General features: G+C 30.6%; 22 protein-coding genes. 13 read left to right on the top strand and 9 right to left on the bottom strand.

Annotated elements, in window-relative coordinates; all coding sequences use genetic code 11:
• Window positions 1-4: 4 nt before the first annotated feature.
• On the bottom strand, window positions 5-691 hold the full coding sequence (locus AX016_RS13460; RefSeq protein WP_100896099.1) for a TIGR00730 family Rossman fold protein: 687 nt from the start codon (window positions 689-691) through the stop codon (window positions 5-7).
• A 53-nt stretch (window positions 692-744) separates the two neighbouring features.
• Window positions 745-3,573, bottom strand: a complete 2,829-nt coding sequence (gene uvrA, locus AX016_RS13455; RefSeq protein ID WP_100896098.1) for an excinuclease ABC subunit UvrA — start codon at window positions 3,571-3,573, stop codon at window positions 745-747.
• A 125-nt stretch (window positions 3,574-3,698) separates the two neighbouring features.
• Between uvrA and AX016_RS13450 the strand changes: the two genes are divergently transcribed.
• The gene (locus tag AX016_RS13450) at window positions 3,699-4,226 is read left to right on the top strand and encodes a hypothetical protein (RefSeq protein ID WP_100896097.1); all 528 of its coding nucleotides are present in this window, start codon (window positions 3,699-3,701) and stop codon (window positions 4,224-4,226) included.
• A gap of 82 nt (window positions 4,227-4,308) precedes the next feature.
• Here AX016_RS13450 and AX016_RS13445 read toward each other — a convergent pair whose 3' ends face one another.
• A complete protein-coding gene (locus AX016_RS13445; protein WP_232732630.1) occupies window positions 4,309-5,385 on the bottom strand; it encodes a hypothetical protein in 1,077 nt (358 codons plus the stop codon).
• 167 nt (window positions 5,386-5,552) lie between these two features.
• Window positions 5,553-6,626 carry a copper resistance protein NlpE gene (locus AX016_RS13440; protein ID WP_232732629.1) on the bottom strand — a complete coding sequence of 358 codons (1,074 nt, stop codon included), beginning with the start codon at window positions 6,624-6,626 and terminating at the stop codon, window positions 5,553-5,555.
• A 158-nt stretch (window positions 6,627-6,784) separates the two neighbouring features.
• Between AX016_RS13440 and AX016_RS13435 the strand changes: the two genes are divergently transcribed.
• On the top strand, window positions 6,785-7,540 hold the full coding sequence (locus tag AX016_RS13435; protein ID WP_100896096.1) for an XRE family transcriptional regulator: 756 nt from the start codon (window positions 6,785-6,787) through the stop codon (window positions 7,538-7,540).
• A gap of 5 nt (window positions 7,541-7,545) precedes the next feature.
• Here AX016_RS13435 and AX016_RS13430 read toward each other — a convergent pair whose 3' ends face one another.
• Window positions 7,546-7,980: a COG2426 family protein gene (locus tag AX016_RS13430; protein WP_442861207.1), complete on the bottom strand. Its 435-nt coding sequence runs from the start codon at window positions 7,978-7,980 to the stop codon at window positions 7,546-7,548.
• Between the two features lie 294 nt (window positions 7,981-8,274).
• On the opposite strand from AX016_RS13430, the gene AX016_RS13425 reads away from it, so the two are divergent.
• The 7 genes from AX016_RS13425 to AX016_RS13395 all read left to right on the top strand — a co-directional run bounded on the left by AX016_RS13425 (window position 8,275) and on the right by AX016_RS13395 (window position 14,522).
• Complete coding sequence (locus AX016_RS13425; RefSeq protein ID WP_100896094.1) at window positions 8,275-10,200, top strand: heavy metal translocating P-type ATPase; 1,926 nt, start codon at window positions 8,275-8,277, stop codon at window positions 10,198-10,200.
• Window positions 10,201-10,216: 16 nt separating this feature from the next.
• Window positions 10,217-10,801, top strand: coding sequence for a hypothetical protein (locus AX016_RS17310; protein WP_198519441.1), 585 nt, complete (start codon window positions 10,217-10,219; stop codon window positions 10,799-10,801).
• A 645-nt stretch (window positions 10,802-11,446) separates the two neighbouring features.
• Window positions 11,447-12,043, top strand: a complete 597-nt coding sequence (locus AX016_RS13415; protein ID WP_100896093.1) for a Crp/Fnr family transcriptional regulator — start codon at window positions 11,447-11,449, stop codon at window positions 12,041-12,043.
• A gap of 71 nt (window positions 12,044-12,114) precedes the next feature.
• Window positions 12,115-12,744: an NAD(P)H-dependent oxidoreductase gene (locus tag AX016_RS13410; RefSeq protein WP_100896092.1), complete on the top strand. Its 630-nt coding sequence runs from the start codon at window positions 12,115-12,117 to the stop codon at window positions 12,742-12,744.
• On the top strand, window positions 12,741-13,190 hold the full coding sequence (locus AX016_RS13405; protein WP_100896091.1) for a DMT family transporter: 450 nt from the start codon (window positions 12,741-12,743) through the stop codon (window positions 13,188-13,190). The genes AX016_RS13410 and AX016_RS13405 overlap by 4 nt, the downstream gene beginning before the upstream one ends.
• On the top strand, window positions 13,187-13,942 hold the full coding sequence (locus AX016_RS13400) for a GNAT family N-acetyltransferase (protein ID WP_100896090.1): 756 nt from the start codon (window positions 13,187-13,189) through the stop codon (window positions 13,940-13,942). Before AX016_RS13405 ends, AX016_RS13400 begins: the two co-directional genes overlap by 4 nt.
• Complete coding sequence (locus AX016_RS13395) at window positions 13,926-14,522, top strand: Crp/Fnr family transcriptional regulator (RefSeq protein ID WP_100896089.1); 597 nt, start codon at window positions 13,926-13,928, stop codon at window positions 14,520-14,522. Before AX016_RS13400 ends, AX016_RS13395 begins: the two co-directional genes overlap by 17 nt.
• On the opposite strand, the gene AX016_RS13390 is transcribed toward AX016_RS13395, so the two are convergent.
• Window positions 14,523-15,236, bottom strand: a complete 714-nt coding sequence (locus tag AX016_RS13390; protein ID WP_100896088.1) for a pirin family protein — start codon at window positions 15,234-15,236, stop codon at window positions 14,523-14,525.
• A gap of 149 nt (window positions 15,237-15,385) precedes the next feature.
• Between AX016_RS13390 and AX016_RS13385 the strand changes: the two genes are divergently transcribed.
• Window positions 15,386-16,321, top strand: coding sequence for an EamA family transporter (locus AX016_RS13385; RefSeq protein ID WP_100896087.1), 936 nt, complete (start codon window positions 15,386-15,388; stop codon window positions 16,319-16,321).
• Window positions 16,322-16,431: 110 nt separating this feature from the next.
• A complete protein-coding gene (locus AX016_RS13380; protein ID WP_198519440.1) occupies window positions 16,432-17,985 on the top strand; it encodes a DEAD/DEAH box helicase in 1,554 nt (517 codons plus the stop codon).
• A gap of 609 nt (window positions 17,986-18,594) precedes the next feature.
• Here the strand turns inward: AX016_RS13380 and AX016_RS13375 are convergent.
• Window positions 18,595-19,929, bottom strand: a complete 1,335-nt coding sequence (locus AX016_RS13375) for a serine hydrolase domain-containing protein (protein ID WP_100896085.1) — start codon at window positions 19,927-19,929, stop codon at window positions 18,595-18,597.
• Between the two features lie 87 nt (window positions 19,930-20,016).
• Here AX016_RS13375 and AX016_RS13370 point away from each other — a divergent pair, with 87 nt between their 5' ends.
• On the top strand, window positions 20,017-21,495 hold the full coding sequence (locus tag AX016_RS13370; protein WP_100896084.1) for a M14 family metallopeptidase: 1,479 nt from the start codon (window positions 20,017-20,019) through the stop codon (window positions 21,493-21,495).
• Here AX016_RS13370 and AX016_RS17220 read toward each other — a convergent pair.
• Complete coding sequence (locus tag AX016_RS17220; RefSeq protein ID WP_157811133.1) at window positions 21,492-21,659, bottom strand: hypothetical protein; 168 nt, start codon at window positions 21,657-21,659, stop codon at window positions 21,492-21,494. The genes AX016_RS13370 and AX016_RS17220 overlap by 4 nt on opposite strands.
• Before the next feature lie 170 nt (window positions 21,660-21,829).
• On the bottom strand, window positions 21,830-22,930 hold the full coding sequence (locus tag AX016_RS13365) for a vWA domain-containing protein (RefSeq protein WP_100896083.1): 1,101 nt from the start codon (window positions 22,928-22,930) through the stop codon (window positions 21,830-21,832).
• A 213-nt stretch (window positions 22,931-23,143) separates the two neighbouring features.
• On the opposite strand from AX016_RS13365, the gene AX016_RS13360 reads away from it, so the two are divergent.
• Entirely contained in the window at window positions 23,144-23,605 is a 462-nt protein-coding gene (locus tag AX016_RS13360; protein ID WP_100896082.1) for a (2Fe-2S)-binding protein, read from the top strand.
• The last annotated feature ends 18 nt before the right edge of the window (window positions 23,606-23,623 follow it).

The following is a 23,623-nucleotide window of genomic DNA, read 5'->3' as shown; positions in this document are numbered from 1 at the left end:
AACTTTAGAAGTTAGGACTTAGATCATGTCCTTTGTAGAAAGCATCAATTATTTCTACAACTTCATCGGCGGTATCTACTATTTTTATAAGATCTAAATCTTTAGCACTAATATTACCTTCGCTAAGCATAGTATCTTTTACCCAGTCTATTAAACCTGTCCAGAAAGTAGTACCTACAAGTATAATTGGAAATTTACCAATTTTATTAGTTTGTATAAGAGTAATAGCTTCAAAAAGCTCATCTAATGTTCCAAATCCGCCAGGCATTACAACAAAACCTTGAGAATATTTTACAAACATTACTTTTCTAACAAAAAAGTAGTCAAAGTTTATACTTTTATCGTGATCTATATATGGGTTGTCATGCTGTTCAAAAGGTAATTCTATATTTAAGCCAACAGATGTACCACCAGCTAAATGTGCACCTTTGTTACCTGCTTCCATTATACCTGGTCCACCACCAGTAATAACACCGTAACCGGCTTCTGCAATACTTTTTGCTACATCTACAGCTAGTTCATAATATTTAGAACCTTCTTTTGTACGGGCAGATCCAAATACAGAAACACAAGGGCCAATGGCGCTCATTTTTTCAAATCCGTGTACAAATTCTCCCATTATTTTAAATAAGGCCCAAGAATCGTTTGTTTTTATCTCGTTCCAGCCTTTTGGGTGTTTTTCTCTTCTCATTCTATTCTAATTTATTACCTGCATACGTTACTCTGTATGCATTATTTTTAATGTTATAATTCTTTTTTAAGAAATTTAGCTGTGTAGCTTTTTTTGTCTTTGATGATTTCTTCTGGTGTACCTTTAGCAACTAACTTACCGCCACCACGGCCACCTTCGTAACCAATATCTATAATATAATCTACCATTTTAATTACATCCATATTATGTTCTATAACTAAAACCGTATTTCCTTTGTCTACTAATTTGTTTAAAACTTCCATTAATACACGTATATCTTCAAAATGCAATCCTGTTGTAGGTTCATCTAAAATATAAAATGTGTTACCAGTATCTCTTTTAGATAACTCTGTGGCTAACTTAATACGTTGTGCTTCTCCACCAGATAAAGTTGTAGACTGTTGCCCTAAAGAAATGTATCCTAAACCAACATCTTGTATGGTTTTTAATTTGCGATTAATTTTTGGGATGTTTTCAAAAAATGTTACCGCCTCATTAATGGTCATTTCTAGCACATCTGCAATAGATTTTCCTTTGTATCTAATTTCTAAAGTTTCTCTATTAAAACGTTTACCATTACAGGTTTCACAATCTACGTAAACATCTGGTAAAAAGTTCATTTCTATAACACGCAAACCACCACCTTGACAAGTCTCACACCTACCGCCAGTAACATTAAAGCTAAAACGACCTGGTTTGTAGCCTCTTATAGCTGCTTCTTGCGTTTTTGCAAATAATGCACGCACCTCTCCAAAAACACCAGTATATGTTGCTGGGTTAGAACGAGGGGTTCTACCAATTGGAGACTGGTTAATATCAATTACTTTGTCTATATGTTCTAAACCTGTAATTTTTTTATACGGCATTGGTTTTTTTACACCATTAAAATAATAGGCATTTAAAATAGGGTAGAGGGTTTCATTAATTAAGGTAGATTTACCACTACCAGAAACACCTGTAACTCCAATCATTTGACCTAAAGGAAATTCTACCGAAACATTTTTCAAATTGTTGCCGGTACAACCCGTTAGTTTTATTTTTTTACCATTTCCTTTTCTTCGTTTTTTAGGAACGGAAATTTCTCTCTTACCTGTAATATAATCAGCAGTAAGTGTATTGTAATTTTTTAAATCTTCTGGTTTTCCTTCAGAAATTATTTGTCCGCCATGTTTGCCAGCTTTTGGTCCAATATCTATAACGTGGTCTGCACGTTCTATCATATCTTTATCATGTTCTACAACAATAACGGAGTTTCCTATATCTCTTAATGCTTCTAAAGAGGCAATTAAACGCTCGTTGTCTCTTTGGTGTAATCCAATACTTGGTTCATCTAAAATATATAAAACACCTACTAGTTGTGATCCTATTTGAGTAGCCAAACGTATACGCTGTGCCTCACCACCAGATAAGGATTTAGAGCTTCTATTTAATGATAAATAGTCTAAACCAACATTTAATAAAAATTGTAGTCTAGTTTTAATTTCTTTAATGACTTCTTCAGCAATTTTAAGTTGATTTTTAGTAAGCTTTTTATCAACTTTACTAAAAAAATCTGTTAAGTCTACAATATCCATAGTTGCTAAATCTGCAATATTTTTATCATCAAACTTAAAATATAAAGATGCTTTTTGTAGTCTAGAGCCTTCACAGGTAGGACAAACTACTTTATCCATAAACTCTTTTGCCCAACGTTTAATAGGAGCAGAGTTAGCTTCATTGTATTGACTTTCAATAAAGTTAGAAATACCTTCGTACTCTATTTTATAGTTTCGTTTTATACCTAAGGTTTTTGAGTCTACCTCAAAAGTTTCGTTTCCACCATTTAAAATAACTTCTATAGCTTCTTCTGGTATTTTAGAAATAGGATCTGTTAGTTTAAACTTGTAACGTTGCGCAATAACATCTAACTGTTTAAAAGCCCAAGAACTTTTATATTTTCCTAGAGGAGCTATACCACCTTCTTTTATAGATAATTTAGTATCCGGAAAAATTTTAGTGGTGTTAACTTGGTATTTATGACCTAAGCCACTGCAGCTAGGACACATACCTTTAGGTGAGTTAAAAGAAAATGTATTTGGCTCTGGTTTTGGGTAAGATATACCTGTAGTAGGGCACATTAAATCTCTACTAAAATAGCGAGGTTCCTTTTTACCTTCTTCTAAAATCATTAATACATTATCACCACTATACATTGCTGTATTTATGGTTTCTGTAATACGTTTGTCTAGATCGGCGTTATCAGATATTTTTAACCTGTCTATAACAATCTCTATATCATGTACTTTGTAACGGTCTAATTTTAAACCTTTAACAATGTCTACAATTTCGCCGTCTACTCTTACTTTTACAAATCCTTGTTTAGCAATTTGCTCAAACAACTCACGGTAATGACCTTTTCTAGATTTAATAACAGGAGCAAGAACGTTTATTTTTTTGTCTTTAAAATCTGTTATAATTAGCTCTTTTATTTGAGCGTCACTATAACTAACCATTTTTTCTCCGGTATTATAACTATGAGCATCTGCAGCACGTGCAAAAAGTAATCTTAGAAAGTCATAAATCTCTGTGATAGTGCCTACTGTAGACCTTGGAGATTTAGAAGTTGTTTTTTGCTCTATGGCAATAACTGGAGATAAACCATCTATTTTATCTACATCTGGACGTTCTAAACCACCTAAAAACTGACGAGCGTAAGCAGAAAAAGTTTCTATATATCTACGTTGTCCCTCAGCATAAATGGTATCAAAAGCCAATGAAGACTTACCACTACCAGATAAGCCAGTAATAACAACAAGCTTTTCTCTAGGTATTGTAACGTCTATATTTTTAAGGTTGTGCACACGTGCACCTTTTACCTCTATGTTTTCTTCGTATGTAATCATCTACTAATTTGGCAAAGTTGCTAAGTTACGATTTTGGATTTTAATTTAATAATTGCGTCTATTTAGTTTTTGTTAATTAATAACGTAATTATATTTTAGCAGTATTAACTAAAAAATACAGAAGAATGCAATTATTAGGAATAGGCTCTAGAATACAACATAATGAATTAGGAAAAGGTGTGGTTACCAATGTCACCAGCAAACATTATTGGGTTACTTTTATAGAAAACGGATTAGAAACGATAGATGTTGATGCTGATTTTGAGGTGATTGAAGCTGTAGAAGATGAAGTGGACAGTGTTAGTTTTTCTGACGTAGAAAACTCTTTAATTGCAATATTAAGAAAATGGAGTGATGCATCTAGCATAACACCAATTGCTGATAAATGGAAAAAAGGAACTCTTGTATTAGAGCCAGGAGATGGTAAATCTGCAAATAAAGAAATACCTATTGATACTTTTTTTCATAAAATAGTTATGGTTCGTGACAGAATTAGAGTAATGGAGCAAAAAATTAATGCAAGTAAAAACCTTGTAGATCAGGAAAAGATAGACTTGCAACAATATATTACACGTATTTATGGTAGCTTAACGTCTTTTAATGTGTTATTTAAAAGCAAAGAAGACCAATTTGTAGGTGAACGAAGTAAATAGAGAAAAATATTAAAAAAAGCCCAAACTAAAACATAGTCTGGGCTTTTAATTATTTCTGAATATATTTTTTGGTAAAATATTCTTATTTTTTATTAAAATAGTATTCAGAGATTTCAACTTCTTCATCACCATAGGAGTAGATATCTACAATTTTTAAAGAAGAATCAGAAATTGTAACAGAACCGTTAATATCTACTTTACCGCTTTTATTATTATATGTTTCTATTTCTCCATCATAAGTTTCTACTGCATAAAAAGAAATTATAGTTAGTATATTTTCTTCTTCATTATAAGCCCATTTACCAGTGCTTTTATAAGAGCCATCTATTTCATCATTAACTACGTCACAAGCAGCTTCACTTTTTTCTGTATTAAATATTCTATCAAATGTAGAGTTGTTTCCTTCATAAGTTCCATCAGAATTAAATTTTATAGTTAAAGAAATTATCCTATCACATTCTCCTACTGTAACTTCTTGTCCGCATACTGTAGTATCAAAATTAAAACAATTTTCTTCATTAACTTTAAGTTCTTCTCCATCTTCTATTTCTTTGGTGAGGTTCCAGGATCCAATTAGCTCACTTTTCCCACCCCAAGCTTCAACAGTTACGCAAACTTCTATAGGTTCACTAATGTTGCCTTCACTATCATACAAGCAAATAGCATAGCAAAAAGTACCTGCTGTAACACTTTCGTCAAGGTTTACTTCAATAATAGCATCGTTTTCTTTACCTGCAGATTTTCCTTTTAAAAAGCCTCTATTTTTTTTAGTTTGTTCTCCTTTTCCAGAAACATAAATCTCAGATCTAGGAACATCAAAATAAGAATCTGCCATTCCGTTTTCATCTTTTAACTGTATATAAGCTCCAGTATAATTTGAGTCAGAATTAAATTCAATTTCAAATCCGTTTTTCTGAAAAGCAGATTGTTTGCTGTAATCCATAGTAAACTCTAAACCACCAGTAGGAGTAAGAGATCCTGTTTTTTTAGTAGCACCTTCTATAATTAATGCAGAGCTTACTTTGTTTATTTCTAAAGGTTCGTCTTCTTGAGCATTAATTTCTGCGTCGTTATTTTTTGCAGACGAGTCATCATCAGACGAACAAGAGAAAAAATTTAGTGCTAAAAAGCACACAAGCATAATGTTAATCTTTTTCATTATAATAATTGATTAAGGTTATAAGTTAAATGAACGAATGTAGTACTAATTTAGTATAAGTATGTAAGTTATTTCGTATATTTTAAGTGGTAAGTATATAAATAAAGAAGCCCAAACTAAAATATAGTTTGGGCTAATAATTTGTTAATCTTCTGATTTTAGATTAGTTATTCCTTTTCAAAGAAATACTGATCAAAAAATATATTCCCATTGTCATCTGTATCTGGAATATTTACAATTAAAGATGATCCATTTAATGTAATTTTATCGTTTATATCGATATCTCCATTTTCATAAATATCATCATATACTTCTTCATCATACGTTTCTGTATCAGAAAATGTTAATAAAGTAAGTGTACCGTCTTTACTGTAAGCCCATTTACCAATAGCTTTGTAAGTGTAATTAGACTCTTCATAAATAGCTTGACAATTCTGATTACTTGCTTCCCAATTTATATTTTTTTCTAAAGAGGCCTCATTTAATTCGTATGTACCATCACTATTAAGTTCAAGCTTTAAAGAATTTATAGTATCACAATTATTCACAGCAGTTTCAATTTCACATATATCTGCATTATAATTATAACACTTTACTTCATTTACTTTTGTCTCTTTACCATCTTCTATGTCTTTTGTGAAATTCCAAGTGCCAACTAAATCACTATTACCACCCCAAGCTTCAACCGTTACGCAAACTTCTGTAGGTTCACTAATGTTGCCTTCACTATCATACAAGCAAATAACATAGCAAAAAGTACCTGCTGTAACACTTTCTTCAAGGTTTACTTCAATAGCAGCATCATTTTCTTTGCCAGCAGATTTTCCTTTTAGAAAGCCTTTATCTTTTTTAGTTTGGTCTCCTTTACCAGAAATATAAATCTCAGATCTAGGAACATCAAAATAAGAATCTGCCATTCCGTTTTCATCTTTTAACTGTATATAAACGCCAGTATAATTTGACGCAGAATTAAATTCAATTTCAAATCCGTTCTGCTGAAAAGCAGATTGTTTGCTATAATCCATAGTAAACTCTAAACCACCAGTAGGAGTAAGCGATCCAGTTTTTTTAGTAGCACCTTCTATAATTAATGCGGAGCTTACTTTGTTTATTTCTAAAGGTTCATTTTCTTGAGCATTAATTTCTGCGTCGTTATTTTTTACAGATGAGTCATCATCAGACGAACAAGAGAAAAAATTTAGTGCTAAAAAGCACACAAGCATAATGTTAATTTTTTTCATTATTGTAATTGATTAAGGTTATAAGTTTAACAAACGTATATGATTGTTTTTTAGTGCCTTGATGTTGTGTAATATAGAATTTAAAAGATCTAAGTTTTATTTTGATGGATTTATTCCATTTTACTTATGGATATATTCCAAAATTTGTATATTAGCATATGGGAAATGATCAAACAATAGAAGTACAACGTTTTATAGAAGTCCGCAGAGAATTGGGGTTTACACAGTCAGAATTTGCTAAGTTGTTAGGTGTATCTAATACAACAGCAGATATAGAGCGGGGACGCACTAAGCTATCTGGTAAAGTTGTAAAAGAACTTTTAAAACAGTTTGAAATTAATCCGCTTTGGCTTTTTGGTGATGGAAATCAGAAATACCTATCTGCAGCAGTAAATAGTGTTATTCCTAAATTTATTACAGTAGATGCAGAAGATAACGAGAATATGGTTTTAGTAAATGCAAAAGCTGCAGCTGGCTACCCACAAAATATACAAGATGTTAGTTGGTATAAACAATTACCTGCTTTTGATTTACCTATTCCAGAGTTTAGAAACGCAACTTACAGAGGATTTCAGGTTGAAGGAGATAGTATGTTGCCTAATTTGTATCCAGGAGAATGGGTCTTGGCTAAGGCTACAGAGAGTTTAAATGACATTAGTGCAAATAAAATGTATGTTGTGGTTTTGTATGATGCTGTTTTGGTTAAAAAAATAGAGAAAGTCCCAAATAGTAATTTTGTGTCATTAGTTTCCTTAAATGAGACGTATCCGCCTTACCAAGTAGCTGCAAATCAAATACAAGAACTTTGGCAAGTAAATAGTAAAATTTCTTTTGGTTTAGATACAACCACAGAAAAAGGATTATTAAAAGAACTTCAGGAATCTATGGAAGAGTTAAAAAAAAGAATAAAGTAATAAGCTTATGCCATACCTTGCATTGCTAAATAGGTAACAACCCATACAATTACAGAGGAAAAGAAAATACCAATAACGTTAGCTAAAAAAGCCTTTTTTCTTTCAATTTTAAATAAATAAGTTGCAATTGTACCTGCGTATACACCAGTACCAGGTACAGGCAGCATTACAAAAAAGATTAAGCCCCAAAAACCATACTTTTTAATTTTATCTCCAGAACCAGTTTTTGCTTTACGAGCTACAAAAATTGCACCTTTTTTATACACACGCCACTTTAATAAATAATGATTTACTTTATTTAAGAAAAAAAGCATTATTGGAAAAACAAGTACATTAGAAGCAAAGCATAATATAAAAACAAGGTATATGTTTAACCCATTGTACATACCATAAGGTATGCCAACTTTGGCTTCTCCAAACGGAGATAAGCTCCACAACATTGCTATAATATATTCTATAATCACTCTTGCTAATTTTTAAAAATGCAAATCTAACATTCCCATTCTAAAATAAACATAAAAAAATATTAATTTTAATGTTTATAACAGCTATAAAAACGTCATATTAGTCGTAATAGTATTTCTTTTTTTATAAAATCCTCTTTTTAGAAAAAATATTAAAATGAATTGCTCATATACTTGTGATGCTCTTCATTTTTTAGTACCATATATTTAGAACAATGAACGCTAAGTCCAAGACATTGTTTTGCACGTATATTTTATAGAAAATTGAATATGAAAGAGAAGATAAAGCTAGAAAATATAAATAACCAAAACCACCAGTACAACCATAACTTAAATACATCTAAATTAAAAATATATAAGCCGGCAATAATTAGTTTTATCATGCTAATTTTTGGTCTTGCTTTAGATTATTTTAAAATTGCCTCATTCTTTAATGGTACAATTAGATTAGTTTGGTATACTATTGCATATTTACCAGTAGGCCTACCAGTATTAAAACAGGGGTGGAAAAGTATAAAAAAAGGTAGCTATTTTACAGAGTTCTTATTAATGTCTATAGCTACAATTGGGGCGTTTATTTTGGGGGAATATCCAGAAGGTGTATCAGTAATGCTTTTTTATGCGGTAGGAGAACTTTTTCAGGGATCTGCTGTTAAAAGAGCTAAAAGTAACATACAAGCTCTGTTGGATGTAAGGCCTAATGAGGCTCTTGTTTTTAGAAAAAATAGCTATGTGACTGTAGCGCCAGAGGATATAAAAGTAGGAGAGAAAATACAGGTTAGAGTGGGGGAAAAAGTAGCTGTAGATGGAGTTTTGTTATCTGCTAGAGCATCATTAAATACAGCAGCTATAACAGGGGAGAGCAAGCCAAATACCATAGGTAAAAATGAAACAGTTTATGCTGGTAGTATTAATTTACAAGATGTAATAGAAGTTAAAGCAACTAAAAAGTTTAAAGAGAGTTCTATAGCTCGCATATTAGATTTAGTGCAAAATGCTACAGCTCTCAAATCTAAAACGGAATTATTTATTAGAAAATTTGCTAAAATATACACGCCAATTGTAGTGTTTTTAGCTATAGGTTTAACGCTTTTACCTTTCTTTTTTGTAAATGACTATGTGTTTAGAGATTGGTTATATAGGGCGTTAATATTTTTAGTTATTTCTTGTCCTTGTGCATTGGTTATTTCTATTCCATTAGGTTATTTTGGAGGGTTAGGAGCAGCGTCTAAAAATGGTATTTTATTTAAAGGAGCATCATTTTTAGATACAATAGCTAAGGTAAATACTTTAGCAATGGACAAAACTGGAACAATTACAAAAGGAGTCTTCAAAATTCAGGAATTAGTTTCTTTTAGTATAGATGAAAAAGAAATGATGCAATATATGCTTGCGTTAGAGTCTAAATCTACACATCCAATTGCGCAAGCACTTTTAGATTATCCTTTAGATAAAACATACATTGCTACAGATATACAAGAGGTAGCTGGTAAAGGAATTAGAGGTGTTGTTAACGGTAAAAAAGTTCTGGTAGGCAATACGGCGTTATTGTTAGATTATAAGATAGATGCGCTAACTGAAATTGAAGACATTGTGGAGTCTAGTGTGTTAGTAGCTATAGATGGCCAGTTTGTTGGTTACGTTATAATTGCTGATGAGATAAAAGAAGATGCTAAAGAAACAGTCTCAGAAGCCTACAAAATAGGAGTTAAAGATTTTTATATGTTCTCTGGTGATAGAGATTGCATTACAAAAAAAGTAGCAAAAGAAGCAAATGTTTTACGTGCCAAAGGCGGACTGTTACCTGAAGATAAATTAAAAGAGGTTGAAGAATTAATGAAAGATCCCAAAGCTGTTGTAGCATTTGTTGGAGATGGTATTAATGACGCACCTGTACTTGCTGTTAGTGATGTTGGTATAGCAATGGGAGGCTTGGGTAGTGACTTAGCTATAGAAACAGCAGACGTAATTATACAAACAGACCAGTTATCTAAAATTGTAAAAGCTATAAAAATAGGAAGATCTACACGTAAGGTAGTTTGGCAAAATATAGTATTGGCTTTTGGCGTAAAGTTAATTGTATTACTTTTAGGAGCTTTAGGTTTGGCTACAATGTGGGGCGCCGTTTTTGCAGATGTTGGTGTTGCATTACTAGCTATATTAAATGCTGTTAGATTACAAAGAATGAAATGGTAAAACAATAAGTTAGTGTATGAAAAATATAGAGAAAACATCACCTTTTAATATTACTAATCAGGAGTTGAGTTTTGGTGTTGTTACTACATTAGAAACTAATAACGAGGTATCAGTAAAAAATAGTATTTGTTGTAAGGAACAAACTTTATTGGCTAATTATATTTATAATGAAGACGGAGGATATAATTTAGTTTACACTATTATAGATGACAAAGGAAAGGTAGAAAGCTTTATAGAGAATGATGGCATTTTACCAAGCTTATTTCTTAGTCCGTCTTTAGAAAACTACGTATCTGTTGTTCCATATCATCCAAATAAAGAATTAGAAGTTAGTATACCTCTTTTTAATAGAGAAGAAACTAAACTACCTAAAGGTAATAGACCTTTTACAGGAAAGTTTATTGGAGTTTCTAATCAATTTTCAATATTTTATGACGTAGATATTTGGAACGACAAAAAGCCAGACAAACTTTTAGCAATAGAATTTAAAAATGGTATTCTAAAAAAGAAGCACAATAAAAAGGTTCCACTACCAAGAAACAATAACATATTTATAGGTAGAGATGAAATACATTTGTTAAGTAGCAAAGGTAGTACGTGATTACATAGGCAAATAGATGAAAAAGGAGTTGAGTTAAGAAGTAGAGAGCTAAATGCTACTACAAATTATTTTAGGCAAATTATTAGTTTATCTTTTGAGTCTAACTCTTACGTTTTAAGTGAAGAAGAAGGTAAAATTAGTATAGAAACTATAACGCCAAATAATGTTTGTACCTCTAAAACTCTAATAGATATTAAAGATAGGTTTTATAATACTTGGAATCCTGTACAAATTAATGAAAATACTTTTGTAGTTAGGTTTAATACGGAATTTGGCAATGGATGGATAACAATAAAAAATGATGAAATTTTAGAACTTTTTTATAGTAAAGATGTAAAAGGTTACAAAGACTTGGTTAATAATATAGTATTAGAGTTAAAAGAGTCTAATCTAATTTTATCTAGCGTAAATAAAACAGTAGAAAATGGTTATGCTATTGTGTTTTATCCTGTTGTAGATAGAAAAGAAAAGAATAAAAAAGTATTAATTTTTCAAAAAATAATATTCTAAAATTATCTTTTTTATGATAATAGTTAGTAATTATATAAATAAAAATAATATTATTTGTAGGTTAATTCAATTTAATAGGTTGAAATAGTTAAGTTTTTATAAAATTAATGAGTTGCTTAAATATAATAGCTTTTGATGGAGGATAAATACATTTCAGAACTAAGATTAAAATTTGAAAGTTATAATCAAATCACCGAAGAATCTTGGAATTTAATAAAGTCAATAGTTACATTTAAGGAATTACAAAAGGATGATGTTTTACTTGAAAACGGACAGATTGCTAAAAACATATATTTTGTATGTAAAGGAGCCTTAAGGGCATATGTTACAGATTATAATGGCAACCTGTATAGTAAAAATATTTTTTTAGAAACTGATTTTGCTGGATCAACAGTTTCATTTTTACTAAATAAACCTTCAAGTTTTACCATAGAAGCTATAGAAAATACTACTCTTATTAGTATTAATTACAAAAAATACAGACATTTTATAGATACAAATAGTGATTTAAAAAATATGTATATCGCTTATTTAGAAAATAACTGGGTTGTGGAAAAAGAAGAAAGAGAAGTATCTCTTGTTATGGAGAATGCCACCAAGAGATACTTGGACTTACTATTAAAGCACCCAAACATTCAAGAAAGGATAAAACAATCTTATTTAGCATCTCATTTAGGAATTACTCCAACTCAACTTAGTAGAATTCGTAAAGATTTAAAAAATAAATTTTAGAATCAACATATGTAAATGCCAGAGGTTTTTTTCCGTAATAGTTTTGCTTTATAATTTAAAACAAAACTATTATGGAATATATAAAAAACTTAAAATGGCGTTATGCAACTAAAAAATTTGATTCAACTAAAAGAGTATCTCAAGAACATTTAAATCAATTAAAAGAGGCTATAAAACTTACACCATCTTCATACGGGTTACAATTATATAAAGTTATAATTATTGAAAAAGCTGAATTAAAGAAGAGATTAAAAATCGCCTCTTGGAATCAAGACCAAGTTACAGATGCATCTCATTTGATTGTTTTTTGTAATTACACCAGCGTAAGCGACCAAAATATAAATGATTTTATAAAGCGTACTGCAGAGACTCAAGGTATTGATGCAACAAGCTTAAATAATTACGGAGATTTTATAAAGGAAAAATTAAAAGAAATGACAGTATCTGAAGTCTTTAATTGGACCTTTAGGCAGACTTATTTAGGGTTAGGGATTTTATTAAGTGCATGTGCAGAATTAAAAATTGATTCGTGTCCTATGGAGGGTTTTGAATCTAAAAAGTATAATGACATATTAGAGCTTTCTGAACAAGGGCTAAATGCCGCTGTAATTGCAACTATTGGTTATCGTTCAAGCGAAGATTATACGCAAAATCGTTTAAAAGTTAGGAAATCGTTTAATCAATTATTTCAGGTTATATGAATCAGACTACTTTTTCTGTTTTGGCAATAATTGGAGGTGTGTTTTTAGCAGCTCAAGGAGCTTTAAATTCAACTTTAAGTGTTTTGTTAAAGAATCCATTATTAGCATCTGTAATTGCTTTTTTAACTAGTACAATTTTTGCCATAATTTTTGTGTTACTTAGTACTAAAAGTTTACCTAATGCGTCAGACTTAAAGCAAATACCTATTTATCTATGGTTTTCAGGAGGTTTGTTTAGCGTCTTAGGAATAAGCCTGTACTATTATACTATTCCTAAATTAGGAATATCTACAATGATATCTTTTGGCTTATTTGGACAGTTAACATTCTCTATTATTGCAGGGCATTTTGGATGGTTAAATTTACCATTAGAACCTTTAACATTTAAAAGATTATTAGGGTTTTTCGTAATGATGTTTGGAATTATTTTAATTAATATAAAATGAAAAAAGAACAAAACTTAATAAATAGTAACTTAAATAATTTAATATCACTGTGGAGAACCGTTGGAGTTGCATTTGGTTCCTATAAGAGAGAATTGAACTTTGAGTATTGTGAGATTAAAGATTCTGAATGGCCAAATAGATTATGGCTACAACAAAATATAACACAGGGAATAGTAGATGAGTTAAAAATAAAATTAACAACCATTTCAAAAAATATAACGGTTCCTTTATGGAACATTTATGATAAAGATGATGATACTATTTTAATACGTAATGGCTTTAGGTTAAAATTTGAGCAAGTGGGTATGTTCTTAAAAGTTAATAAATCCTTTGTTATCAATAATAATGTAAAAATAAAACAGGTTACAAGTATTAACGATACTAAACTTTGGTCGACTATATTTGCTAAGTCATTTGGGTATAAAATTAGTCCTATTACAATACAAGAAACATTAAAAAACATTATATATTATATTGCGTATAAAGACGGAGTTGCTGTAGGTACGGCTATGTTATATAAAACTAATAATGTAATGGGGATACATTCTGTAGGTATACCGCCAGAAATGAGAAGAAAAGGATTTGCAGAAAGTATTATGAAATTACTTATAAATAAGAGTATAGAATATAAAGTTGAGTATATAACTTTACAAGCCTCAAGTATGGGGAAAAACTTATATTTAAAATTAGGTTTTAAAGATCAATTCGTGATTAAAAATTATATTTTAGACCAAAATGTTACAAAACTTTAAAACATATCTTTTTGATAAAATGGGAGTGGACACTGCTACCTACAAGCAATTAGAGCCTCACATAAAAAGTAAAGTTGTTTTTAAAGGAGAACAAATTCTAAAATCTGGCGATGTATGTCTGCATACATTTTATGTAGAAAAAGGTGTTTTACGCTTGTACGGATTAGATGAAAATGGCAAAGAAAATATTCTGCAATTTGGTACAGAAAATTGGTTTGTTACAGATAGAGATAGTGTATATTTTAAAGAACCATCAAACTATTTTATAGATGCTTTAGAGGATACAACTGTAGTATTATTAGATGAAGATTTTTTAGAGTTAGTAGCAAAATTAAATCCTTCTTTTAGAAAAAAAAATGAAAAATTACTACACAATCACATTCGTCATTTAAACAGAAGAATACATTTGCTTTTAGGAGCATCTGCAAAATCAAGATATTTAGAGTTTGTAAAATTGTATCCAGATGTTTTGTTACGTGTTCCACAGTGGATGATTGCTTCCTACTTAGGAATAACACCCGAGAGTTTAAGTAGAATACGAAAAGATTTAGCTAAGCAGAATAGTATACCTAATCAGTAATTAAAAAAACATAGGAACTTCCATAAGTAATATTTTACTGTTTTTACTAGCATTTATGGTAATACTGTCTGTTTCCCAAAGACCAAAACCATCACGCTTATTTAACTGTTGATTTTCAATTTCTATATCACCCTCTAAAACAAAAGCATATATACCATTGCCCTTTTTGTTTATAGTATAGGTAGTAGTTGTATCATTAGTAAAATCACCTAAATTAAACCAAACATCTTGGTAAATCCATACACCGGCATCCTCTTTATTAGGAGACAATATTTGGTATAACTTATTAGGTTTATGTAGCTCTGATGTAGAAATTTGATCATATCTAGGGTTAACATTTTCTGTATTGGGAATAATCCAAATTTGCAAAAACTGAACAGCTTTATCTAGGTTTTTGTTATGTTCACTATGCATAACTCCAGTACCAGCACTCATAACTTGTATGTCTCCTTCTTTAATTACTGTAGAATTACCCATATTGTCTTGGTGCTTTAAATCGCCCATTAATGGTATAGAAATTATTTCCATATTTTTATGTGGGTGAGTTCCAAAGCCTCTGCCTTCTGTAACGGTATCATCATTTAATACACGTAATGCACCAAAATTCATACGTTCTGCGTCTTGGTAATTAGCAAAGCTAAAGGTGTGGTAAGAGTTTAACCAACCGTGGTTTGCGTGTCCTCTTGTATCTGCTTTATGTAGTATTGTTTTCATAACCATATGTTAGTATAATGCAAATTTAAGTAGCTATACTATATTTTACATTGATGTATGTTAAGAACTTATATTAAGACTTTATTTTACTCTTATAAACTTAAAAGTTATACTTATTTTTGTGCTTTTCTAAACTAGTTGTTTTTATAATGAATAAATCCTCTAATACCACCTTAATAATACTGGCTTTTTTCTCTATTTATGTAATTTGGGGATCTACCTATTTATTAAATAAAATTGCTGTAACAGAGTTGCCACCTTTTATGTTAGCGGCAATACGTTTTATTACTGCTGGTTTACTAGTTTTTATTATAAGTAAATTTTTAAAAATAGAAATAAAAGTAACAGCAAAACAATTGCTAAATACAGTAATAGCTGGCTTTTTATTTTTAGCTTTAGGAAACGGAGTAGTGGTGTGGGCTTTACGTTATGTAGATAGTGGTTTTGCTGCATTAGAAATATCTGCACAACCACTAGTGGTTTTATTGTTAATGAGAATTTTTCAGGGTAAAAAAATAAAACCAATGTCTATTGTTGGTGTTGTTTTAGGCATTATTGGTATCTACTTATTGGTTAGTCAAAAACAAGTTGTTAACCAAGAAGGATCGCTTTTAGGTATGATAATGATATTTATTTGTATGATTAGTTGGTCTAGTGGTAGCTTGTTTGTTGCTAAGTATGACTTGCCTAAAAATTATTTTGTAAATACTGGTTATCAAATGTTATCAGGTGGTTTCTTTTTATTAATTGCTAGTTTTTATTTTGGTGAAACTTGGTCATTACCAACAGAATGGGAAGGAAAAACACAAATGGCAATGCTACTTTTAATTGTATTTGGTAGTATAGTTGCATTTACCTCTTTTAATTATTTATTAAAGTTTGTATCACCAGAAAAAGTTGCAACTTCTACCTATGTAAACCCAATTATAGCATTACTTTTAGGATGGTATTTTTTAGATGAAACTATTACAGCACAATCTGTTGCGGCCGCAGTAATACTTTTAACAGGAGTTTATTTTATTAATACCAAGAAAAAAATTATGATATTTTCTAGATTCTCTAACCGAATAGGAAAAAAGTCTTAATTTTTACTATATCTATATTTTTTTTAAAATTTGTGAATAGTTTTTTCGCTAATTATTCGTTAAAAGCGCGCTAAAGAATGTATTTTTGCAGCCCAATAGAAATGGATACTATGACGAAGACTGCTTTCGAATTACAAGAAAAGAAGACAGACAAAGAGCTTTATGACTACCAAAAAGGAGCTTTAAATGAGATTTTTGAGCGCTTTGAGTCTGCTCCAGATGACCATCATTTACTATACCAATTGCCTACAGGTGGTGGTAAAACTGTTATATTTTCTGAAATAGTAAGACAGTACCTTAAGCACCACCAAAAAAAGGTGTTAATTATGACGCACCGTGTAGAACTGTGTAACCAAACGTCTAAAATGTTAGATAGTTTTGGTGTAATTAGTAAGGTAGTAAACAGTACAGCAAATTTAGATGACCAAGAAAGGTATAGTTGTTTTGTTGCAATGGTAGAAACCCTTAACAATCGTTTAAATGATGATATGTTAGATATATCTGACATTGGTCTTGTAATTATTGATGAGGCACATTACAACTCATTTACTAAGCTTTTTAAATTTTTTGATAAATCTTTTATTTTAGGAGTTACAGCAACACCTTTAAGTTCTAACAAGAACTTACCAATGAAAGATAATTATGATGAGCTAATTACAGGTGAAAGCATTGGTTCTCTTATAGAAAACGAGTTTTTGGCTCGTGCAGAAGTACACCAATATAATATGGGATTAACATCGTTAGAAATTGGTTCTAATGGTGATTATACCGTAAAATCTTCAGAAGATTTATACTCTAGCACAGCAATGTTAGATAAGCTTATGGAGGCTTATAAAGAGCATTCTAAAAATAAAAAAACACTTATTTTTAATAACGGTATTAACACATCTATACAAGTATATTATACTTTTAAAGATGCTGGCTACCCTGTAATGCATTTAGATAATACGGCCACAAAAAAACAGCGTAAACAAATATTAAACTGGTTTAAAGAAACTCCAGATGCCATTTTAACATCTGTGAGTATTTTAACTACTGGTTTTGATGAGCCTACAATAGACACTATTATATTAAACAGAGCAACCAAATCTCTTACATTGTATTATCAGATGATTGGTCGTGGTTCTCGTATTTTAAATAATAAATCTAAATTTACGGTAATAGATTTAGGTAACAATTACCATAGGTTTGGACCTTGGGGAGCAGATTTAGATTGGCAAACAATCTTTAGCAATCCTAATTTTTATATGGATCGTTTAAAGAACGATGAAGATATAGAAAGTACCTTTAAGCACGAGATGCCAGAGGAAATTCGTGAGCAATTTGCAAAATCCGAAGAGGTTTATTTTGATATAAAAGAAACATATGTAAGTGCCGTTTCTGGAGGTGAATCGTCTAAAGTAGTTTTAGAACGTTCTATAGAGCAGCACGCAAAAATATGTATAGAAAACAGTGAAGATGTTTATGATGCTCTTGCTTTGTCTAAAATATTAGATGGTGATATAGATCACCGTATACAAATGTACGCAAAGTGTATAAGCAGAAGTACATTTAACTTTTTAAGTTGGTTAAAAGATGATTACAAAAAGAGATTAACAGCTTATTTAAGAGAGAATTTTGATAGAGATTTTGAAAAAATACACGGTTATCCACCAGAAGATTAATTTTCTAAATCTATTAATATTAAAAGTGTTCAATAATTATTGAGCACTTTTTTTTTGGTATAAATAATAGGAATATACTGAGTGATATTTTTTCATTAAAAAGTATTTAAAATGAAAAAGAGTCTTGTCGGCAAAAACAAGACTCTTTTTACGAGAACACTATATGAAAATGAAAAATTTATTCTTTTTTAATAACACTACTAATATATATAGACTTTAAAGGTTTTAAAATTTTATGTTGTAAAAGAGCTCTTTTATGTGGTAAAAATAGAAGTTTATGTTGTGGGGCTTTTTTGTGCTCTTAATTTCGTTTTAAAAAGCAATTATTGGGCCTACAGAAAAATGGTTTCTTTTTTTGAGTTAAAATAACTTGAAGCTAATTAGTGTGCTATATAAAAAGCTTTTAAAATGAAAAAGAGTCTTGTCGGCAAAAACAAGACTCTTTTTACGAGAACACTATATGAAAATGAAAATTTTATTCTAACTAACTATACAGCAAATATATAGTGATTTTAAGGTTTGTAAAACTTTATGTTGTCAACGTGTTCTAATATGTGGTTAGTGTAGATAAGTATGTTGTAGGCTTATCTATACTTTAAACTTATTCTATTATTTTACTGCTTTAACAACAGCTCCTAAAAAGCCATTTAAGTCAAAAATAGGATATGTTGCAAGTCCGGTTCTTACAACAACTAAATCTTTAGAAGGTATTACAAAAACATACTGCCCCTGGTAACCACTAGCGTAATACATATCTTTAGGAACATCAGGGAACCTGCCTTCTGCATTTAACCAAAAATGACCACCGTAAGTACCGTCTGAGTGTGCAGTAGGTTTAGAAACATAGTCTACCCACTCAGAATCAAAAATTCTTTTCCCATTCCAATTTCCTTTGTGTAAGTATAGTAATCCAAACTTAGCCCAATCTCTAGTGGTTGCCCAGCCATAAGAAGAACCTACGTAATTACCTTCCATATCTGCTTCAATTAACATAGAGTGCATTCCTATTTTATCTATTAAACTAGCATAAGGAAAATCCAAGTATTCTTGATGAGTTTTAAAATTCTTTTTTAATAAACCAGATAATAAGTTAGATGTACCTGAAGAATAATTCCAAATTTCTGTTGGTTTAGCAATAGCTTCTTTTTTTTGTTGAACCAAAGTCATATCAGACTCTAAAAAAAGCATTTTAGTAGCATCAGATATTTCTGTGTAGTTTTCATCCCATTCTAAACCACTTTGCATACGTAGTAGATGATTGTAAGTGATGTTTTTTCTTTCGTCATTTTGCCACTCAGGAATAGGAGCTAATTGGTTAACGTTTAATTTTCCTTTACACTGCAATATTCCGTATAAGGTAGATACAATACTTTTTGTCATAGACCAACCTAAAATTTTAGTATCAGCCGTAAAACCGCCAGCATAATTTTCTGCAATAATCTGGTCTTTATAAATAACAATTGTACTTCTTGTTTTTTGAATATCTGGGTTAGAGAAACCTATATCTATAGCTTTTTGTAATGCAGTATAGTCTACGGTAGTAAATACAGTGTCTTTTTGTTTTTTATCGCCATAAGGAAAAGGCAAGCCAGTTTTTGTGAAATTTCTACGTGGTTGTAGCGTAAACTTAGTTGGGTCATAATCATCATTAATTAAAACAGCTCCTAAACCATCTCTGTAAACCGCTTTACGCGTCATTAATCCAAAAACTGAAGACGTAGCACTTTTGGTATTTTTATCAACCTTAGAGTCTGCTAATTTTATTAATGGTACATTGTTATCTACGGTATTAATTTCCTCAGCTGTTCTATCTGCAATAAAAACATTAGATGCCATATTTTTAACTGCATAACCAGAAATCATATTTAATTTTGGGTAATTGTAAACAACGGCTACAATTACAACAACTAACAAAACAAGTAATACTCTTTTTAAATTTTTCATTTTAGAATGGGTTAATCTCTATTTCAAAAATAGTAGATTTTACTTAATACCATTCATTATCTTGCAGTAATATAAATTAATAATAGTATGAAGTCTTTAGTCCTTAGCATTGTGGTTGTTTTAAGTGTTGTATTTAATAGTTATGCGCAACAAAAAGAAATAACTAGTAGTTTATATAGTACTTATGATACATATAAAGAAGGTAGTTTAAAAGAGCGTAGAATTAAACATAAAAGCATACAGCCATTATTGCAGAAGTTTGCAAACAACACTAAGTTTAAGGTTGCTAAAGTAGGAGAGTCTATAGAAGGGCGTAGTATATCTTTGGTAAGTATTGGTACAGGTAAAATTAATGTCTTTTTATGGTCTCAGATGCACGGAGATGAGCCTACAGCTACACAAGCTATTTTTGATATTCTTAATTTTTTAAATGCAGATTCTTTTACTGATGAAAAAAAAGAAATATTAAGTAACTTAACTTTACACTTTTTACCAATGCTTAATCCAGATGGAGCAGAGTATTATACTCGTAGTAATACTTTAGGTATAGATATAAATAGAGATGCTTTGCATTTACAATCTCCAGAGGGTAGGGTTTTAAAAAGAGTTAGAGATAGTCTTAAGGCAGATTTTGGCTTTAATTTACACGACCAAAGTACGTACTACAATGCAGAGCGTACAAACAAACCTGCAACTATATCTTATTTAGCACCTGCTTATAACTACGAAAAAGATATTAATAGCGTACGTGGTAATGCTATGAAGGTAATTGTGTTTATGAATAGCATTATACAAAAATATGCGCCAGGACAAGTAGGGCGTTATAATGATGATTTTGAACCGCGTGCTTTTGGTGATAATATACAAAAATGGGGTACAAGTGCTATTTTAATAGAATCTGGTGGTAATTATGATGACATAGAGAAGCAAGAAATACGTAAGCTAAATTACGTATCTATATTATCTGCTATATACACTATTGCAAATGGGTCTTATGCTAATATTCCTATAGATGATTATAATAAAATCCCTGAAAACGATAGAAAAATGTTCGACTTAAAAATGACTAACGTTAGTTATAATTTGTTAGGTAAAACATACAAGTTAGATATAGGAATTAACCATACAGAAATAGATAACCCTAAACACACCGATTTTTATAATTTAGGTAAAATAGCAGATCAGGGAGACTTATCTACCTATTATGGGTATTTTACTTTTAATGCAAAAGGTTATACTATAGTACCTGCAAAAGTATATCCTAAAACAATAGCTAATTTAGATCAGTTTTTAGGTTTAAATGCACTTTCTCTTTTAAAGGAAGGTTTTATGTATATTCCTGTTGCTACAATACCTAGTAAAGTTAAAAGTACCAAATTACCCTTACATATAGTTAATACTGGTTATGTATTACCTAAAACGTTACGATTAACACCGGGTAAAAATCCTAATTTCTTTTTAGAGAAAAATGGTAAAATCGTTTACGCAGTTGTTAATGGTTATTTAATAGATTTAACTACAGGTAAAGGTACTTTTACAAATGGTTTGGTATTAAAAAATGATTAGTACCCAAATCCAGTAATTACTTGTTGTGGGTTTCTAAGTATTGCAGTTAGCATTGTAAAACTAATTAATACTATGCTAATAAATACACTTATTACAAATGCTTTGTAAATTGCTGGTTTGTTGCCAATGGCGCTTTCGTGGATAATTTCTTTTAGTATTCCCATTTTATTATATGTTATAGTGTTAGTAATTGGTTTGCAATTGCATTTCATATAAATACTAATTGCTTGGTATATTATTAAAACAACTATAGCTAGGAAAACCCTACTTTTTAGGCAAAAAAAAGAGCTTCTAAATTAGAAACTCTTTTTAATTTTAATTCATAAAATTAATATTATAGACCGCAACCACCAGTAAAACCGTCTGCGCTAAATTTGGTTTGTACAGCGCCTTCTCTGTTTTGTTTTTTAACTTGTATTACCAGGTTACTTGTGCCACTACCATCTCTTTTAGGAGTACAGTACTCAAATAAGTAAAAACTATTAGCTCTTTCAGATATTTTAGTAGAAATCTCGTTAAATGTAGTTTCTAACTCTTCTTTATTAGTGGCAAATACACTAAATGTTTTACCAAGTTCTTTTAAAACTTCAGTATCAATTTCACTACCCAAACCAATAGAAAAGAAAGATATGTTAGGATCTGCATCTGTTACCTTTTTTAAGGCAGCAGCTTTAGTGTATCTAGACGCTTGGTCTGTACCATCTGTAAATAAAACTACAGAGGCTGCGCCAATAACATCTTTTGCTGTATTATCTTTTAAATATTTACTAGCTAAATCTGTAGATCTTATTGCTGCCCCATATAAATCTGTAGAGGCATCAGAGCTAATAGTACTTGTGATACTTTCTATTGCAGCAATTAACTCGTCTCTAGAAGAAGTTAAAGGGTTTAATTCATGTAATTTATCTTCACCATCAAACCAATGAATACTCATTTTAAAAGAGTCACTTTTTTTGTCTTCTTCTGGCATTACATTATTTATAAAACTAATAGACGCAGCTTTTAATTCATCTAAACTACTATCTAATACACTTTTACTTAAATCTAATACAAGTAATGTGCTGTTATTAAATATTTGTCCGTTAGGAGATATATCTTTTGAAGACTCGGTAGTAGATATTCTATTAAAACAGTCATCATTTCTACCTTGTTCATATATTGTAAAGTCATCTTCTACTAGGCCAACAACAGGGTTACCGTCTGCGTCAGATACTTTAAAAAACACTGATACTTTAGAGGGTTTAGCTGTGTATTGTTCTTGTATAGATAATATTAGATCATTCTCGCCAAAACCAAGGCAATCATCTACGGTTGTTCCTTTTCCTAATTCACCTTTATCGTTAAAGTCAAACTTTACATCATCGTCTGCATTACCGCAAGAAATAAATAAAAGTGTTAGGCAAAAAAGTGAAAAAATCTTCCAATTCAATTTCATATATAATAATTTATGTTCATTAATGTTAACGGCTGTAAACGTACAAAATTATAGACCTATTAAAGCAAACGCTGTTAAAAAATGTTAAGGTTTTACATTAAATAGTTACAGAGCTATTAATAGTTATAATAGTGCCACTCAATACTTTTTTTTTAAGTAAATTGTCATTGCTAATGATTTACCCTTATTACTAATCTTCTTAAATCAAAAAATATGCCAACATATAACCTTAAGATTAACGGAAAAAAACAACAAGTAATTGTAAGTGAAGATACTCCATTGTTATGGGTCTTAAGAGATCATTTAGACTTGGTAGGTACTAAGTTTGGTTGTGGTATTGGGCAATGTGGTGCTTGTACAGTTCATATTAATGGCAATGCGGTACGCAGTTGTTCTACTCCAATAAGTGTAATAGCAGAAAAAGAAGTTACTACAATAGAAGGCTTGTCTGCAGACGGTACACATCCTGTGCAAGAAGCCTGGAAAGAGGTAGATGTGCCACAGTGTGGCTATTGCCAAGCCGGACAAATTATGACGGCTTCTGCTTTTTTATCAAAAAATACGAGTCCTTCTTCAGATGAAATTAAAAATGCAATGCACGGTAATATTTGCAGGTGTGCAGCTTACAATAGAATTCATAAAGCAGTAGAAGTTGCTGCAACTAAATTAGTTTAATAACAGTTAAAAGCAACA

The organism is Cellulophaga sp. RHA19, from assembly GCF_002813425.1.
Classification (GTDB): Bacteria; Bacteroidota; Bacteroidia; order Flavobacteriales; family Flavobacteriaceae; genus Cellulophaga.
Note: the sequence above shows the minus strand (reverse complement) of the source record. Positions and strands in the feature narration are given on the sequence as shown.